The following is a 14,406-nucleotide window of genomic DNA, read 5'->3' as shown; positions in this document are numbered from 1 at the left end:
GCGCGCCGCGGCTCGCCCGACACATCGCCGACCCGCCCAGACGACGAACACGCCAGACCGAAACCATGCCGGCTCCTTTCATAAGGAGACAAGCATGTTAGCGCCTATGGGAGGGTTGGGGAGGGGGCAAGGTTTACCACCACCTCAAACCGGCACGGCCTTCAACTGCCTTTCCACCGCCGCCCCCAGTTCGCGGGGCGTGACCGGCTTGTGGATCACCGTCAGGCCGTGGGCGGTGGCGTCCAGCAGGCAATCCGGCCCGGTTTCCCCGGTCAGGATCACGCCGGGAACCCCGGCACCGTAACGCTCGCGCACGCGCAGGATGACCTCGGTCCCGATCCGCCCCTCGCGCAGCCGGTAATCGGCGATCACGATGTCGGGGGCGCGGGTCTGGGCGGACAGCCGCTCCATCGCCTGATCGGCGCTGCCCGCCGCCAGCACGGCATAGCCCCATTCCGTCAGGATCATCTGAAGCCCCATCAGCACGATGGCGTCGTCGTCCACCAGAACGGCAAAGCGCCCCACGCCCTGGCCGGGCGCCTCCTCCCCCACCACCGGAGGCGCCGCCACCGCCGCATCCCCCATCGGAACGATCACGCGGAAGGCCGAGCCCCGCCCCACGGCGGAGCGCACCTCCACGGGATGATCCAGCAGGCGCGACAGGCGCCGCACGATGGCGAGGCCGAGGCCGAGGCCTTGGGTACGATCGCGCTCCGGGTTGCCGACCTGATGGAACTCTTCGAAGATCCGCTCCAGATGGTCCTCCGGAATGCCGACGCCGGTGTCCTGCACGACGATGGACAGGAACCGCCCGTCCGCCCGGCACTGCACCCGCACCAGCCCGCTTTCGGTGTAGCGGATGGCGTTCTCCACGAGGTTCCGCAGCAGACGGCCCAGAAGCGTGCGGTCGCTGCGCACCCGCCCGGTGCAGATCTCCACCTGCCAGCGGATGCCCTTGCCCGCGGCGACCGGCGCGTAGGCGGCGCGGATCGGGTCCATCACCTCCGCCACGTCGAAATCCTCCAGCACCGGAGTCACCACCCCGGCGTCCAGGCGCGACACGTCGAGCAGGCTGTCCAGCAGCCCCTTCAGCGCGTCCAGCCCCTGTTCCAGATGGTTCAGGATCTTGGCGCCCGCGTCGGACCCGACATGAGCCGGCAGGGCCGCGGCGAAGAAGAACAGCGACTGGAGCGGCTGGCGCAGGTCGTGGCTCGCCGCGGCCAGGAATTTCGACTTGGCGAGGTTGGCGCGCTCCGCCTCGTCGCGGGCGGCGCGCAGTTCGGCCTCCATCGCCTTGCGCTCGGTGATGTCCTCGGCGACGGTGATGCGGTAGGCGGGCTCCGCCCCGGTGATCAGGGCGAGCGAGGAGGTCACCCGCACCCACACCGTTCCGCCGTCCCTGCGGCGGTAGCGCTTCTCCAGGGCGTAGCTGGACAGTTCGCCGGCCAGCAGCCGCTCGATCAGTTCCTCCTCCGCCGGCAGGTCCGCCGGGTCGGTGATGTCGCGGTAGGTCCGCCTCAGCAACTCCTCCCGCGGGTAGCCGACGATGTCGCAGAACTTGGCGTTGACATCGAGCAGCCGGCCGTCCAGCGCCACCCGCTCGATCCCGACCGCGGCCAGTTCGAAGACGGAGCGGAACCGCTCCTCGCTCTGGCGGCGCGCCGCTTCGGCCCGGCGCAGGTCGGTCACCTCCATCACGACGGCGCCGACGGCGGCGACCTCCGCCCCCTCATGCACGGGGAACAGGGCGGTCAGCCAGTGGCGCGTCACGCCCGGCTCCCTCGGCGTCTCGCCCAGCACCTCGCGGTAGGGGATCGGCTCGCCGGTTTCGAACACCTGGTCGATCATCGGTTCGACGCTGTTCCCCACGGCGGGAAGCAGTTCCCCCAGCTTGCGGCCCATATGCGCCTCCGCCAGGACGCCGTTGCCCTCGGCCAGCCGCTCGTTGATGCGGATGTAGCGGCGCTGGCGGTCGAAGAAGGCGAAGCCGACCGGCGCGTTCTGCAGAAGGCTGTTCAACTGGGCGAGCAGAGCGCTCTTCTCCCGGTTGGCGGAGTTCAGCGCCGCCTCCCCCCATTTGCGGGCGGTGACGTCCTGGAAGAAGACGGCCAGCCCGTCCGGCGACGGGAAGGCGCGCACCGCGAACCAGGATTCGAGAGGCGGGTAGTATTCCTCGAACTCGACCGGCGTCTGATCCGTCATGGCGCGGCGGTAATGCTCCCCGAAGCCGCTGCCGGCGGTGTCCGGAAAGGCGTCCCACAGAACCGCGCCGGTCAGGTCGCGCCCTCCGGACACCAACGTCCGGGCGCGTTCGTTCACGAAGGTGATGCGCCAGCCGTGGTCCACCTCGAAGACGCCGTCGGTGACGCTTCCCAGCACGGCGGCCATCTTGTGGGCCAGTGCGTTGGCCCGGTCCCGGATCTGCTGCTGGCGCGCCAGTTCCTCGGCCATGCCGTCGAAGGCGCGGGCCAGCGTGCCGAGTTCGGAGGATTGGTGCGCCACGCCGCTGCGCGCCGTCAGGTCCCCGCCCTTCCAACGCTCCGCCGTCTCGACCAGCGTGGTCACGGGCCGCCGCAGGAACCGGTTGGCGCCCCACCAGACGGCGAGCAGAGTCAGGGCCAGCACGGTGGCGATTCCCGTCATCGCCTGCACCATCGCGCCGCGGATCGGCCCCAGCGCCTCGCGCTTGTCCAGGCAGACCAGCACGCCGATGCCGTCCGGTCCGGTCGGCTGGTAGGCGACGATGCGGGGCTGTCCGTCCCGCCCGGTCATCTCCGTCACGCCGGGGGCGTCGCGGGACAGAAGCTCGACGAAGGACGCAGGCAGCGCGTCGCCCGGCGGTTCCGGAAGCGCCGGCACCTGGGCCACCACCCGGCCGCGGCGGTCCAGCAGCGCGATCCGCGTGCTGTCGGGCGACGGCCGCTTGGCCAACAGGTCGGCGATCCAGGAGGTCTCGGTCATGGCCGTCACGACGCCCGCGGCCATGCCGGCCTCGTCCCGGAAGGCCAGCGCCACCGGCAGCGCCGGGTGTCCGTGGCGCTGGAGGACATGCTCCCCCAGCGTCATCCCCCCGCTGTCGAGCGCGTCGCGGAAATGGCTGCGGTCGGCGATGGAGATGCCCAGGGACGCGCGGTCGGTGGCGCAGCGGACGACCCCGTCGAGCCCGGCGACCAGCACGCCGAGATGCGCAGGATAGGCGGTCCGCAGATCGTCCATCAGCGCCTGGCAGGCCGCCGAGCCGGGCGCGCGCACCGGTTCCGCCTTCACCAGCGTGCTGAGCACCTGCCGGAGCCCGTCGATCATGCGATGCTGCTCCGCCTCGAACAAGGCGGCGAGGTGCAGGGCGTCGCGCCCCACCTCCGCCTCCCGTGCGGCGCGCAGGGCCAGCTCGTTCCTCACCTCGATGACCGCCGCCGGGATCATCGCCAGGAAGACCAGCAGCAACAGGCGGTGAAGAAGGCTCATGCAGCTCGGCTTTCGAAAGATGATCCCTGGCGGGACGGTGCGGGACGCCGGATGGCCCGGTCAGCGGCTGCGGGCCGCCCTCCAGAGGCCGGACCGCTCGGCCCCCGCGGCGATGCGGCGGTCGGCGATCTCCGCCTCGTCCACCTCGGCGATGCCCGCGTGCTTCAGCGCGCGCAGAAGGATGCTGCGGACCGTCGTGCCCTCCTCCTCCGCGCGGCGGCGGACGGCGCGCTTGACGCTCTGCGGCACCATGGCGGCGAGCTGCACGTCCGGTTCGCGCCGGGAGGGGAGCGGGTGGGCGGAGACGGGTTGGACGACGTCGGTCGGAACGGTGTTGACGGGTCGGAAAGGGTGGTCGCGCATCGGTCCTGCCGTTCATGGTTCGAACATCCGAAACCTTCCATATTATGGTTAATTTCCTGTTAACTATGAAACCGTCAGCAGAATCAAGCGGGGCGTCATACACCGGAATTGCGGTTGACCCGAACAATCCCGCACCGAACAGTGGCCGGCCGGGCCTTCCGGCGCCGCCCGCACCGGATCGCCGCCCCCTTCGTACGGCCAGAGCAGAGGAGCGACGACGTTGTCACCACGCCCTTCGAAACGCCGCATCGCCATCATCGGGGCCGGCTTCACCGGCAGCGTCCTCGCCGCGCATCTGCTGCGCTGCGCCGATGAGCCGACCAGCCTCCACCTGATCGAACGCACACCCAGCGTGGGCGCCGGCCTCGCCTACTCCACGCCCAACGCCGCGCATCTTCTGAACGTGCGCGCCTACAACATGAGCGCCTACCCGGACGACCCGCGGCACTTCCTGCGCTGGCTGTGGGCGCAGGACGACGGGGCCGGCGCCGTGCCGCCCAGCGGCCACGCCTTCGTCTCCCGCGCGCGCTACGGCGCCTACATCCAGGACGTGCTGCGGGAGGCGGAGGAGGCGGCCCCGCCCCACGTCTCGCTGACCGTGTCCCAGGCGGAGGCGGTGGATATCGCATGCGACGCGCGGGGCACGCGGCTGCGGCTGGGCAACGGGACCAGTCTGGCGGTGGACACGGCGGTGCTGTGCGTCGGCAATTTCGCCCCCTCGCCCCCGCCGGTTCCGGCGCCGGAGGTGTACGCCTCCAGCCGCTACGTGGCCTCCCCCTGGGACTGGCCGGCGCTGGCCGCCATCGACCCGGACGCGCCCGTGCTGATCCTGGGGACGGGGCTGACCATGGTGGACACCGTCCTGTCGCTGGAGGACCAGGGGCACCGCGGTCCCATCGTCGCCCTGTCGCGCCGCGGCCTGCTGCCGCAGACGCACGAGGAGGCACGGCCCTTCAAGAGCTTCGTCCACCCGCAGGTGATGCCGCGCACCGTCCTGGACGTGATGATCGCCCTGAAGGCCGACATGCGCCGCGCGCGGGAGGCGGGGTTCGACTGGCGGTCGGCCTTCGACGCGCTGCGCCCCTACCATCACCTGATCTGGAGCCACCTGCCGACGGAGGAGCGGCGGCGCTTCCTGCGCCACGTCCGCCCCTATTGGGAGGTCCATCGCCACCGCATGGCGCCGGAGGTGGCGGCCCGCATCGCCGCGCTTTGCGCGAATGGGCGGCTCGCCATCCGCGCCGGGCGCCTGCAAAGCCTGCGGCTGGCTCCGGACGGGGTAGCGGCGGAGGTCCGCACCCGCGGCGCGGAGGGCGCCGTCTGGACCCGGACGGTGGGAGCCATCGTCAACGCCACCGGCACCGAATGCGATTTCAGCCGGATCGGACACCCGCTGGTGAAGGCGCTGCTGACGCGCGGTCTGGCCCGCCCCGACCCGCTGCGGCTTGGGCTGGACGTCACGCTGGACGGCGCCCTGATCGGCGAGGACGGGCAGGCGTCGGACCGGCTGTTCGCGCTCGGCCCGGTCAGCCGCCCGCCCTTCTGGGAGATGACCGCGGTGCCCGAGCTGCGCAGCCAATGCGCCAGGGCCGCCCGGCACATCGCCGAGCTGCGGCGCTCCCCCTACCCTTTGGCGGAGTCGCTGCCGGCGCACGCGCGGGCGGCGCCGTGACCCTGGTCCGGTCTACCAGGGGGTGCCGTCGCGGTGGGTGAAGAGGTCGGCCGTGCCGTCGTAGCGCAGGTCCTCGTCCGGGTAGTGGACCTCGTCTCCGGCGGTGCGGTCGCCGACCTCCAGATAGGTCGCCGGCTCGTCGGAACGGTTGACGAGCTTGTGCCCGTCCGGCTTTCCGGCGGGAAAGCCGGCGCACATGCCGGGACGCAGCAGCGTCTCGCCGGAGTCGGTGACCAGGGTCAGTTCGCCCTCCAGCACATAGACGAACTCGTCCTGGCGGGTGTGCCAGTGCCGCAGGGCGGAGGCGGCGCCCGGCTCCAGCCGGGTCAGGTTGACGCCGAAGTTGGTGATGCCCAGCGGGTTGCCCAGACGCTTGCGCAGACGCCCTGCGACCGCCGCGCGGAAGGGTTCCGGATAACCGGTGGCGCCGAGCCTGGCCCCGACGGCGGCGGGGTCGAGGACCGGGGATTCGGGCAGGGCGGCGGGTTTGGTGGTGGGCTTATCAGACAAAGGTGGGTCTCCCTTCACCGGGGATCGATACCGATCTCATGGGTGGTCCTGTGAGATCGGTCCTGTGCCGACAGTTTAGGCCATCGGGCACGGACGAGCCATCCGCCCTGTTGACTCAGCCGGCTGGATACATGATCGGGATGGCTCATCGGGAGAGGAAGGCGCATGGAGACGACGCTCTACATTCCACCGCTCGGCCTCGCGGGTCAGTTGGGGGCGCCCGCCGGATTCGAGGCCGTGGTGATCTTCGCCCATGGCACCTCCAGCGGGCGGAAAAGCCCGCGCAACGTCCGCGTCGCCGCGCGCCTGAGGGAGGCGGGATTCGCCACTCTTCTGATGGACCTGATGACGGAGGAGGAGAAGGCCGATCCGGCCAACCAGTTCGACGTCCACCGCCAGTCCGAACGCCTGCTCCTGGCGGTCCGCCATTTGCGCGCCACCACCGATGTGGAGCGCAAGCCCATCGGCTTCTTCGGCGCCGGGTCCGGGGCCGCGTCGGCTCTGATCGCCGCGGGCCGGGCCGCCGAACATGACGGGGTCGGCGCCGTCGTGTGCCGCGGCGGGCGGCCCGATCTGGCGGAGGAGTGGCTGAACGCCGTCGCCGCCCCCACCCTTCTGGTGGTCGGCGGCAAGGACGCCCCGGCGCTGGACCTCAACACCGACGCCTTTTCGCGGCTGCACTGCGTCAAGGCGCTGGAGGTGGTGCCGGGTGCCGGCCGCCTGTTCGAGGAGACGGGGAAGCTGGATCTGGTGGCGGACTCGGCGCGCTCCTGGTTCACGACCCATTTGCTCAAGGCTGCCAACGGCTGAGCGCGGGTGGACAGCGGAACCGATGCGGACTACCTCTGGTTCTCCTACCGCACCGCAGCATTCCGACCGGACCGTCCATGCCAAAGCTCGAAATCCTCAGCCGGCCCCCCGCCGGCCCGGCCAAGCCCGTGCCTCTGCTGTTCGTCCACGGCGCCTTCTGCGGCGCCTGGATCTGGGACGAGCATTTCCTGCCCTGGTTCGCCGAACAGGGCTGGGAGGCGCACGCCGTCTCGCTGCGCGGCCACGGCGCCAGCGAAGGGCGGGAGCGGCTGCACAGCTTCCGGATCGCCGACTACGTGGAGGACGTGCTGTCCGCCGCGGAGGCCTGTTCGGCGCCGCCGGTGCTGATCGGCCATTCCATGGGCGGCATGGTGGTGCAGCGGGCGCTGATCCGCCGCCGGTTGCCGGGAGCGGTCCTGATGGCCTCCGCGCCGCCGCACGGGTTGCTGGAATCCACGATGCGTCTGGCCTGGAGCGATCCCTACGTCTTCCAGCAGATGGGCATGCTGATGGCTTTCGGCTCCCGCGCCATCGATCCGGAGGCGGTGCGCCGCGCCATGTTCTCCGACCGGGTGCCGCTGGAGATGGCCAAGCGCTACGAGCCGCTGATGCAGGAGGAATCGCAGAGCGTGGTCCTGGACATCGGCGGCTGGATACCCTTCCCGCCCCTGCCCGCGCGCGGCATCCCCGTGGCCGTCCTGGGGGCGGAGGAGGACCGGCTGTTCCCCGCCGATCAGGTCCGCGCGACCGCCCACGCCTTCCGGACGGAGCCGGTCTTCTTCCCGGCCATGGGCCACAGCATGATGCTGGAGCCCGGCTGGGAGTCGGTCGCCCGCCATGTCGCGGACTGGGTGGAGACGGCGGTTTTGAAGACGGATGAGCGCGCCGCCGCCGACTGACCGGCGCGTCACGCGCCGGGGGCGGATTTCTGCGTCAGGACGAGAAAGACCTTCTCCTCCAACTGCTCCGGCGTGAAGGGCTTGGCGATGTAGGCGCTGACATTGTGGGCCAGCGCCCGTTCCACCGCCTTCAGCGTGGCGAGTGCCGTCACCATCAGGAAGGGCAGCTCGCGCCGGACCTCGCGCACGCGGCGCAGCACGTCCAGGCCGCTGGCCTTCGGCATCATCCAGTCGCAGACGATCAGGTCGTAATCCCCGTCCCCGGCCAGCCGGTCCAGCGCCTCCTGCCCGTCCGCCGCCGTGTCGATGTGGCCGATGCCCAGCTCGCGCAGCACCGATTCGACGAAGTGGCGCGGCCCGTCCTCGTCGTCGATGACCAGGGCGCGGATCGCGCTCAGGTCGATGAAGGGCACGCCGATCACCCCAAGCGCCCCGCGCAGCCACGAGGCGCGGGCCGACCGCTCCTTGCCGCCGGTCGCCCCCAGCAGGAAGGAACGCACGAAGCGCGGGCGGTGCACCTGCCGGTACAGCGCCTTGGCGATTGCCGCCCGGCTCCGGCCCCGGCAGAAGGCGCCGTCGCCGGCCAGCCGCACCATCTCCAGCACCGCGTCGGGGGTCGGTTCGTCCTTGCCCTGGAGGGGGCTCAGCAGGCGCTGGGTGCGGATGAAGGCGCTCTGGATCTCGTCAAGCTGGTCGGCCATATGCTCGCGGTCCTCCTCCGCGAAGGCGCTGTCGAGCACCAGCCGCTGCACCTCCGCCAGCCCCTTCAGCTTTTCGGTCTTCTCCTTCCAGCAGTCGAGCAGGCGCCCGGCGAAGTCGCGCCCGGCGAAGAACTGGGTCAGATAGCCGTTCACCGCCCGCTCCGCGCTGGGCGACAGCGGCATCTTCTGGAGGACGAAGAGGATGCGGAGCTTCTGCATCAGCGTCCGCCCCTTGGTGATCTCCGGCAGCGTGTCCTCGTTGACGAGCAGCGCGCTTCGCCGCTGCAGCGCCGCTTCCGTCCGGGCACCGCCGAAATAGCCTTCCCCGCTGCGCAGCCGTTGCGACACCTGGCTGAGCGCCATGATCTCCCGCTGCACCGCCTCCACGCCGAACAGGTCGCCGGCACTGGTGATCGTGAAGCGGTCGGGTTTCGACAGCTCGCGGCGCAGCGCGAAGATCAGGCAGTCGCTCAGCACCGGCATGGCCGTGCGGCGCACCAGCGTTTCCAGCCCCCGGAAGACCGGCGGCGCCTCGTCGGACAGCGTCTTGTCCCCGGCGATCAGCGACACGAGCATGTCCACCCGGTCCACGAAGGGCGCGTCCAGCGAGCAGGAGGCGGTGCCGGTGTCGCTGCGCAGGATCTCGCCGAGCAGCCGGTCGAGCGGCGCCAGCGCGTCGGCGTCCTCCAGCCCCTCCGCCAGATCCAGCAGCAGCCGCGCCTTCTCGGCGAAGCTGCGGCCCTGGTACAGATGCGTGGTCAGCGCCGCATCGACCAGGAAGCGCCCGGTAAAGGCGTCGCGGGAGGAGATCAGCCGTTCCGCCGTGGCGGCGTAGGTGGCGGGCGTCAGTTCCGGCGGCTGGGCGTCCTTCAGCCGCTCTCGGGTCAGCCGGGCGACCTCGTTGACGAGCGCGGTCAGCGCGCCCTTGCGGTCCATCGCCCGCTCGGCCTGTTGCAGGATCGCGACGAAGGTCGGGATGTTCGACAGGCTCTGCTGATGACGGGGCGAATGCAGAAGCTCGGTCGGGGTCAGCGCGTTCTCGTCGAAATAGCGCTGGCAATGCCGGCCGATGCTGTCGCGGCCCTGCGGGGTGTAGAAATCTTCCGGGGTGCGGCAGACGGCGGCGTCCATCCCGCCTTCGGCGTCGATGTCCCGGCCATTGTCCCGGCCATTGTCCCGGCTTTCCGCGATGCGCTGGTCCGATGCCATGCCCTGGCTACCCCCGTGTCATTCGCTCAGCAGCCCGCGCACCGCCTCGATCAGGCGGTCCGGGGCTACCGGCTTCATGACGATCCGGCGGCCCGGCTGCGCCGTCAGGTCCGCCGCGGTGTCGTGGGAGGCGTAGCCGGTCAGGAAGAGGATGCGCAGGCCGGGGCTTCGCTCCTCCAGCGCGCGGGCCAGTTCCAGGCCGTTCATGCGGGGCATCGACATGTCCGACACCACCGCGTCGAACAGCCCGCCGCATTCGTCCCAGCGCTCCAGCGCGTCCAGCCCGTCCACCGCCTCCGTCACCGTGCATCCCGCCTCCTCCAGCGCCAGCCGGACATAGGTGCGCACGGACTCCTCGTCGTCCACCAGCAGGATGGCGGCCCCCTCGTCCTCTCCCAGCCCCAGCCCGTCGGCCAGCGTGCTTGGCATCGCGGGTGCGGCGACGGTGGGCAAATGGATGGAGAAGACGCTGCCGCGCCCGTCCGGCCCTGCCTCCATCTCCACCGCACCGGCGGCCTGCCGGGCGGTGCCGTAGACCATCCACAGGCCGAGGCCCGTGCCCTTGCCCGGCTCCTTGGTGGTGAAGAAGGGTTCCCAGATGCGGTCGCGCACCGCTTCCGGCACGCCGCAGCCCTCGTCGGCGACGCGGATCACGGCGTAGCGGCCGCGCGCCAGCCCGCCGTGCCGCCCGAAGAAGGCGGCGTCCGGCACGGCGCTGTCCAGGGAGATGGTCAGCCGCCCGCCGTCGGGCATCGCGTCGCGCGCGTTGAGGGCGAGATTCAGGATGGCCTGGTTCAGCATCACCGGGTTGGCGACCGCGTGCGCCTCCTCGTCGCCGACGCGGATCTCCAGATCGACCCCGGCGCTCATCAGCGGCTTCAGGAAGACCTTCAGGTCGCGCACCAGCGGGGCCAGGGCCACCACCTCCATCTCGTCCGCCGGGCGGCGGCGCGAGAAGTCGAGAAGCTGCGCGGTCAGGGTCGCCGCGCGGTCGGACGCCTTGGCGATTTCCCGCACGCAGGTGGCGACGCGCACAGGATCGCCGGGCGACCGTTCGGCCAGCCGGGCGAAGCCGCCGATGGCGGTCAGCAGGTTGTTGAACTCGTGCGCGATGCCGCCGGCCATGCGGCCCACGGCCTCCATCTTCTGTGAACGCTGAAGCTCCGCTTCCGCCCGGCGGCGGTCGGTGACGTCGTTCAGCACCAGCAGAACCGCCGGCTCCCGCTGATACACCGCGGGGAAGGCGCCGATCTCCACATGGCGGTGCTCGCCGGAGGGGCGGAGGATTTCGCATTCCACCCGCTGCCCGTCGCCGTCCGCGGCGCGCGCCAGCCGCGGGGCCACCGCCTCCGCATCCTGGATGAAGGGGCGGAGGTCCAGCCCCTCCAGCCCGCCGCTGCCGCCCACCCCCAGGATGGAGGCCGCCGCCGCGTTGCCGAACCGGATGGCCCGGCGGTCCCAGATGGCGATGCCGTAGGGCGCCAGTTCCACGAGCTGGCGGTAGCGCTTCTCGCTCTCGCTCAGCGCGCCGACGGTGGCCTCCAGCCGCTCCGTCTGGCCGGCGAGTTGCTCCTCGCGCCGCTTCAGCTCGGTGATGTCCATCAGGATCTTCACGATGCCGCCAGAACCGGTCGCGTGCTCGCTGATGCGGTACCAGCGCCCGTCGGACAGGCGTCCGTCCACCGGGTCCGTGTGCAGCAGATGGCGCTTCATCCGCTCGGCGATCCAGTCCGCCATCTCGTGGTCGTCGCCGTCATAGCCGCCCCGCTCCGCGGCGGCGCGCAGGATGTCCTCGAAGGCGGCGCCGGGCACCAGCACGTCGGCCAGATTGGGGTAGGCGCTGCGGTAGCGCTCGTTGCAGAAGATCAGCCGGTCGTCGGGGCTGAACAGCACGAAGCCTTCGGAGATGCTGGACAGCGCGTCGTGCACCACCGACTGCATGAAGCGCGCCTCGACGAGCGCCAGCGTTTCCGCGGTCGTCTCGATGCCGGTGCCGCGGTAGCCGGCGAACCGCCCGTCCGCGTCGGAATAGGGCTGCGCGCTGATCCGGAAGACGCGGCTGTTTCCCGCCCCGTCGCGCAGCGTGATCTCCAGGTCGCGGAAGGCGCGCCCGGATTCGATGTCGGCCAGATACTCCAGCCAGGTGTCGGTGTCCTCCACCAGCGCGCCGAGGTCGAGCAGCGAGTCGCCGAACACCGGCGCCGGATCGCCGCCCAGAAGCGCCGGCAGCCGTTCGGAGACATAGGTGTAGCGATGGTCGGCGGCGCTTTCCCAGAACCAGTCGGATGCGGCCTCCGCGAAGTCGCGGAAGCGCTGGCGGCTGGTGGCCAGTTCCTCGTTGGCGGCGCGCAGCAGGCGGGCGGAGCGGTCGAGCGCCGCCGCCGCCCCGCGGGCGCGGCGCACCGACAGGACGGCCATCGCCGCCATGGCGAGCGTCATCACGCCGAGCGGCAGCATCAGCCGGTCGCGCCCCTCCTCCGGCATCATCACGGCCAGCAGACCGGCGGCGCCGAGCATGAGGAACAGCAGGTCGGTCATCCCGCCCATCCCCCGGCGCGCGGCCGGTTCCCCAACCGGACGGTCGGCCCGGACACGGGAGTCGCTGTCGGTGGGGGGCAGCCCACCCCGGCCGGAAAGATCCACGGAGCCCCACTCCATCGCCATGGGAATACCGCTGCGCAAAATGCGCCTCGCGGATACCCGTAATAGGAGCCCAGCCGTTAACAGCGGGTTTCAGTGTTTTCCTTCGTATAAAAACTTTCCACCGGCGGCACGCCACCGCCGAGGGTCAGTTCCGGTTCACCAGAACCAGGATCTTTTCTTCAAGCTGCTCGGGAGAAAACGGCTTGGCGATGTAGGCGGTGACGTCATGGGCCATGGCCTCCTCCACCGCGATCATGGTGGCGAGCGCCGTGACCATCAGGAACGGCATGTCGGGCCGCGCGGCGCGGACCAGCTTCAGGAATTCCAGACCGGACAGGCCCGGCATCTTCCAATCGCAGACGATCAGGTCGATGGCGCCCTGCCGCTCCTCGAACCGGGTCAGCGCCTCGCGCCCGTCCTCGGCGATGGTGAGGTCGGTGATGCCCAGGTCGCGCAGGATCATCTCCACATAGCCGCGGGCCGCCGGCTCGTCATCGGCCAGAAGGACGCGCAGCGTGTTCATGGCGCGCATCGGCAGGCCGGCGGTGGCCAGGGTGGCGAAGAAATGGGCGAAGCGGTCGGCGCGCTGCTCGGTCGCCTCCTTGCAGCGGGCGAGGTAGGCGCGCAGGAAGGCGGTGGAGCGGACATGGTGCCCGACCAGATCGCGCGCCGCCGCCGCGCATTTCCCCTCGGTGAAGGCGCCCTCGGCCAGCAGGCTGGCGAACTCCATCACCTCCTCGACCTGGGGCGGACGGTCCTTTGCGATCCGGGCGAAGACCCTGTTGGTGCGCAGGAAGGTGTTCTGGATCTCGTCCAGCATGCGGACGTAGCGTTCGCGCAAACCCTCCGGCAGGGTGGAGCGCTGGACCCGCCGCTGCAGGTCGGCCAGCACCTTGATGCGGGCGCGCGGCGTGCGGGCCGTCTCGAACAGGCGCTGGGTGAAGTCCCGGGCTTCCAGGTGGCGGCGCAGATGGGCAACGATCATGCGCCGGCTGCGTTCCCCCGCCACCGCCCCTTCGAAGGCCAGCAGATCGACGATGCGGGCGTAATGGCTCTTGGCGTGCAGCACCGCCTCCAGCCGCGCGCCGGACAGCAGCAGCGCGACCCGCCGGTCGAGCAGCCGGGTGGTGCGTTCTCCACCGATCACCCCGCCCTTCACCGCCAGGCGGGAGCTCAGGAGGGCGATGGCCGACAGTTCGTCCAGCACCGCGGCCACGCTGTTCGGCTCCGCCTTCGCAGCGGACAGGAGCGTCGTGGACAGCGGCGCGTCGCCCAGCAGGGCGTGGTGAATCCCCGCCTCCAGCCCCAGCCGGGCGGCGCAGGACCGATGGCGGGCCTGATGCCGGGCCTGATGCCGGGCGATGAAGGCGGACAGACGGTGCAGGACCGCGGGGGCGCCGGGATGGGTCGGCGCTTCCCCCCGCCAGACCGTCGCCATGGCGTCCAGAACGCCGCGCAGCCCGTCCGCCCATCCGAACAGCGCCTCGACCACCAGCCCGTTCGCCAGCATCTCCCCGACGAACTGGTCGAGGATGGCGATGCCCTCGCCGGACAGGCCCTCGCCGTCGAGGGACAGGATGCGCACCAGCCGAAGCTCGTGGTTGCGCCCCTCCCCCAGCCATGCCGACAGCCAGGAATCGACGGTGTACCGCCCGGCGAAGCCCGGGGTCCGCGCCAGGGTCTGCGCCACCATGGCGGCGAACTGCTTGGCGTCGATGGACAGGGACGCGCCGCTGTGGGCGCGCCGCGCGGTGAGCGCCAGCACCTCCTGCTCCAGCCGCTTCAGCTCCTCCAGCCGCATGGCGGGGGACCGGCGTCCGGGGCGGGCCTGCCGCCGGGCCACCCGCTCCAGGATCGCGGGGCGGCGCGGCCAGTCGAGGAAGGAGCGTTGCGGCTCGACCTTGTGCAGGAATTCCGTCGGGGTGATGCCGCGCGTCTCCAGGAACTCCGCCAGTTCCTCCGCCATCAGCAACCGGGCGGCGGGGGTGAAGACCTCCTCGACCCGGACGCAGAGGGCGGATTCCGGCGGCTCCTCCCGCGTGTCGCCGCTCAGCTCGCCCAACAGGGCGTCGACGTCGTAGGCGCCGATGGGGATGGTCTCGGGCGGGGTCGCGGGCGGCGTAGGGGCGTTCAT

The 14,406-nt window shown here is 71.1% G+C and carries 9 protein-coding genes; 3 read left to right on the top strand and 6 right to left on the bottom strand.

Going from position 1 to position 14,406, the window contains the following annotated elements; all coding sequences use genetic code 11:
• Positions 1 to 144: 144 nt before the first annotated feature.
• Both DS843_RS20435 and DS843_RS20430 read right to left on the bottom strand, forming a co-directional pair.
• Positions 145 to 3,465 carry a PAS domain-containing protein gene (locus tag DS843_RS20435; protein ID WP_149470672.1) on the bottom strand — a complete coding sequence of 1,107 codons (3,321 nt, stop codon included), beginning with the start codon at positions 3,463 to 3,465 and terminating at the stop codon, positions 145 to 147.
• A gap of 60 nt (positions 3,466 to 3,525) precedes the next feature.
• The gene (locus DS843_RS20430) at positions 3,526 to 3,828 is read right to left on the bottom strand and encodes a hypothetical protein (protein ID WP_149470671.1); all 303 of its coding nucleotides are present in this window, start codon (positions 3,826 to 3,828) and stop codon (positions 3,526 to 3,528) included.
• Positions 3,829 to 4,048: 220 nt separating this feature from the next.
• On the opposite strand from DS843_RS20430, the gene DS843_RS20425 reads away from it, so the two are divergent.
• A complete protein-coding gene (locus DS843_RS20425) occupies positions 4,049 to 5,500 on the top strand; it encodes an FAD/NAD(P)-binding protein (RefSeq protein ID WP_149470670.1) in 1,452 nt (483 codons plus the stop codon).
• A gap of 12 nt (positions 5,501 to 5,512) precedes the next feature.
• Here the strand turns inward: DS843_RS20425 and DS843_RS20420 are convergent, their stop codons facing one another.
• Positions 5,513 to 6,010: a cupin domain-containing protein gene (locus DS843_RS20420; protein ID WP_286192210.1), complete on the bottom strand. Its 498-nt coding sequence runs from the start codon at positions 6,008 to 6,010 to the stop codon at positions 5,513 to 5,515.
• Between the two features lie 165 nt (positions 6,011 to 6,175).
• On the opposite strand from DS843_RS20420, the gene DS843_RS20415 reads away from it, so the two are divergent.
• Both DS843_RS20415 and DS843_RS20410 read left to right on the top strand, forming a co-directional pair.
• The gene (locus DS843_RS20415) at positions 6,176 to 6,820 is read left to right on the top strand and encodes a dienelactone hydrolase family protein (protein ID WP_149470669.1); all 645 of its coding nucleotides are present in this window, start codon (positions 6,176 to 6,178) and stop codon (positions 6,818 to 6,820) included.
• A 77-nt stretch (positions 6,821 to 6,897) separates the two neighbouring features.
• On the top strand, positions 6,898 to 7,719 hold the full coding sequence (locus DS843_RS20410) for an alpha/beta hydrolase (RefSeq protein ID WP_149470668.1): 822 nt from the start codon (positions 6,898 to 6,900) through the stop codon (positions 7,717 to 7,719).
• 8 nt (positions 7,720 to 7,727) lie between these two features.
• Here DS843_RS20410 and DS843_RS20405 read toward each other — a convergent pair whose 3' ends face one another.
• From DS843_RS20405 to DS843_RS20395, 3 genes are all read right to left on the bottom strand, one after another.
• Positions 7,728 to 9,629 (bottom strand): response regulator, encoded by a 1,902-nt coding sequence (locus DS843_RS20405; protein WP_149470667.1) that lies wholly within the window; start codon positions 9,627 to 9,629, stop codon positions 7,728 to 7,730.
• An 18-nt stretch (positions 9,630 to 9,647) separates the two neighbouring features.
• Positions 9,648 to 12,167 carry a hybrid sensor histidine kinase/response regulator gene (locus DS843_RS20400; RefSeq protein ID WP_286192209.1) on the bottom strand — a complete coding sequence of 840 codons (2,520 nt, stop codon included), beginning with the start codon at positions 12,165 to 12,167 and terminating at the stop codon, positions 9,648 to 9,650.
• 250 nt (positions 12,168 to 12,417) lie between these two features.
• Positions 12,418 to 14,406 carry a response regulator gene (locus DS843_RS20395; RefSeq protein WP_149470666.1) on the bottom strand — a complete coding sequence of 663 codons (1,989 nt, stop codon included), beginning with the start codon at positions 14,404 to 14,406 and terminating at the stop codon, positions 12,418 to 12,420.

The organism is Roseomonas genomospecies 6 (genome assembly GCF_008365375.1).
Lineage (GTDB): Bacteria > Pseudomonadota > Alphaproteobacteria > Azospirillales > Azospirillaceae > Azospirillum.
This window is presented reverse-complemented; position numbering and strand designations above follow the sequence as displayed.

Coding starts and splice junctions, on each gene's coding strand:
- DS843_RS20415 (WP_149470669.1), top strand. CDS start 6,176: ATGGAGACGACGCTCTACATTCCACCGCTCGGCCTCGCGGGTCAGTTG.
- DS843_RS20405 (WP_149470667.1), bottom strand. CDS start 9,629: ATGGCATCGGACCAGCGCATCGCGGAAAGCCGGGACAATGGCCGGGAC.
- DS843_RS20430 (WP_149470671.1), bottom strand. CDS start 3,828: ATGCGCGACCACCCTTTCCGACCCGTCAACACCGTTCCGACCGACGTC.
- DS843_RS20435 (WP_149470672.1), bottom strand. CDS start 3,465: ATGAGCCTTCTTCACCGCCTGTTGCTGCTGGTCTTCCTGGCGATGATC.
- DS843_RS20395 (WP_149470666.1), bottom strand. CDS start 14,406: ATGAACGCCCCTACGCCGCCCGCGACCCCGCCCGAGACCATCCCCATC.
- DS843_RS20400 (WP_286192209.1), bottom strand. CDS start 12,167: ATGACCGACCTGCTGTTCCTCATGCTCGGCGCCGCCGGTCTGCTGGCC.
- DS843_RS20410 (WP_149470668.1), top strand. CDS start 6,898: ATGCCAAAGCTCGAAATCCTCAGCCGGCCCCCCGCCGGCCCGGCCAAG.